Origin of the sequence: Erythrobacter sp. (assembly GCF_038133525.1) — a bacterium.
Taxonomy (GTDB): Bacteria; Pseudomonadota; Alphaproteobacteria; order Sphingomonadales; family Sphingomonadaceae; genus Qipengyuania.
This window is the reverse complement of sequence record NZ_JAYPTL010000161.1, coordinates 1-1,796: the sequence shown is the minus strand read 5'-3', so window position 1 is coordinate 1,796 and position 1,796 is coordinate 1. Positions and strand designations below refer to the sequence as shown.

At 59.7% G+C, this 1,796-nt stretch carries 1 protein-coding gene; it reads right to left on the bottom strand.

Going from position 1 to position 1,796, the window contains the following annotated elements; translation table 11 throughout:
- A partial coding sequence (locus tag AAFM29_RS17520; protein ID WP_341714000.1) for a TonB-dependent receptor plug domain-containing protein occupies positions 1-1,478 on the bottom strand: 1,478 nt, incomplete at its 3' end.
- Between the last annotated feature and the right edge of the window lie 318 nt (positions 1,479-1,796).

Sequence of the window (1,796 nt, the reverse complement as noted above, 5' to 3'; positions counted from 1 at the left end):
ACCGCTGGCACCCGGCGACATCGATACGGTGGAATCGTATGCATAGACCCCCGGCGAGACCAGCGTGTAGAGGTCTTGCGAGGTATAGGGGCCAAGGCCGTAGCTCTGCTCGTCACCTTCTGTCGCGGTATAGGTTTCGCGGCGATATTCGGCACCGAACGCGACCGTGATCGGGCTGGCGAGCCCGGCTTCCAGCGCGTAGGTGAAGTCTGCGTTCCAGTCGAACTCTTCAGCTTGCCGAAATAGAACTCGGTCTGGCTTTCGGGGCCATAGCTGGCATTCAATGACTGAAACATCGACAGCTCAAGCTGGTTCTTCGCGAGCGAGGCCGAGATGTTGAAGGTGAGGTCGGGCGTGAAATTGCCCTTCCAGCCCAGCACGCCATAGGCCTGGTCCTTCACGCCGACGAACTGCGGGGTAAAGCCCGCGGGATAAAGATCGGTGAAGGAGAAGGTGTTGTCGTCGAGGACGTAACCGCCTTCGGGACAAGTAGCGTTTCCAGCTGGGCAGGATGTAAGATAGATCGGATGCCCGAACGAGCTGGTGCGGGTCTGGTTGCGAAGCTCGCCCGTGGTGGTTTCAGCTGCGAAAGTATAGGGCGGGCGATAGTTGAAGCTCTGCACCTTACGTTCATGCGCGAAATTGCCGAACAGATAGATCTGGCTATCGTTGGTAATATCGAAATGCGCGTTGAACGTGCCCTTCCAGCCTTTCGCCGGTGAACTGCCGTAGATCTGCACCGGGCCGGGATAGTTGGGCAGCTGGTCGGCCAGTTCGGGATAGGTATCGGCAAAGATGACCGCGCTGGGGCGCGTGGCATTGCGGATCGTGCCGTCGTCCTTGTTCCATTCGCCAGCGACGCCGACGAAGAAACGGTCGCCGATATTGGTGCCGGCATAGCCCGCGATCTGACGGCTGATGCCGTCGCCGCCGCCATCGAAATACTGGCCATAGCGGCCGGTCAGCTCGATCGCCTCGTCATCGCGCAGCGTGTAGTTGATGACGCCCGCGATGGCGTCGGACCCGTATTGCGCGGTTGCGCCTTCGCGCAGGATCTGGAGGTTGCCGAATGCGATGGAGGGCAGCACGGCAAGGTCGGCGCCCTGCGACAGCGCGTTGGTGTCTGACGGAGCGACCTGCACCAGTGCAGATCGGTTGAGGCGCTTGCCGTTGATCATGACCAGCGTCATGTCGCCCGGCAGGCCGCGGATCGACGGCGCGCGCACGAAGGTCGATGCGTCGGCGATCGTATTCTGCCCGACGTTGAAGCTGGGCACGATATTGCGCATCACGTCGAGCATGTCGCCGGCAGGCTGGGTCGCCAGTTCCTCGGCTCCGATGACATCGACGGGCGATGCGGAATCGGTGACCGAGCGGTCGGTGCGGCGGGTGCCCAGGACGACGATGTCGCCGGACGGGTCCGGCTCGGCCGCAGCGGCCGTTTCATCGGTTTCCATCGGTTGGGCAAGAGCAGGCATGGCAGCGCCGAATATGGCGGTCGCTCCCAGCGCGATCTTCAGAGCAGTAAGCGAAGTAGAATCCCTGAACCTCATTTTACTAGCCTCCACAAGGATATGTTTATCCTATGAATGGCCTCTCCCAAATCTTCCCATTATCATTACAAAAACTGAAGTATTATTTGCAAAGCAACAGTATTGGGTATTTGAAGGCGCGGTTCTGCTGCGATGCTCCTTGAAAAGGGGGCGATATTTCAAAAGGGGAGGGATCTGCGCGGTCCTATGCGCGACGGCATCTGGCAGATTGTCCCCCGGAAGAAAATTTCGTCCCTCTCGTGT